Below are 420 nucleotides of genomic sequence, written 5' to 3' on the forward strand. Positions count from 1 at the left end.
AGATACAATCGGTGGCGCGGTCAGGCTGCCAATCATAATGCAAGGCTTGAGCAAGCTCTTGCGACACTGATCATTGATCAGTCCGATTACATCTTCTCTTCACTATTTCATACAGAACAGGCAAATCGCTCAAAGCAATCTGCAATCACGTTTCTTTCTTTTATTGATTGACCAAAATCCGTCCTACTCGACACCAAAAAAGTGATGGTGGAGCTTATCGGGATCGAACCGATGACCCCCTGCTTGCAAAGCAGGTGCTCTCCCAGCTGAGCTAAAGCCCCTTATCACATATCTGGTGGGCCTGGGAGGACTTGAACCTCCGACCCCACGCTTATCAAGCGTGTGCTCTAACCAACTGAGCTACAAGCCCATATACTTTCGCCACCCCTTCAAGAGGGCGCCAATACAGGACGCTAGTCC

Annotated in this window: 2 tRNA genes; both read right to left on the minus strand. The window is 49.5% G+C overall.

The window, feature by feature from the left end:
* Window positions 1-205: 205 nt before the first annotated feature.
* Window positions 206-281 (minus strand) — tRNA-Ala (locus QSJ70_RS27405).
* Window positions 282-293: 12 nt separating this feature from the next.
* Window positions 294-370, minus strand: a tRNA-Ile gene (locus QSJ70_RS27410).
* Window positions 371-420 lie beyond the last annotated feature (50 nt).

Source organism: Brucella sp. NBRC 12950 (assembly GCF_030268145.1).
GTDB lineage: Bacteria > Pseudomonadota > Alphaproteobacteria > Rhizobiales > Rhizobiaceae > Brucella.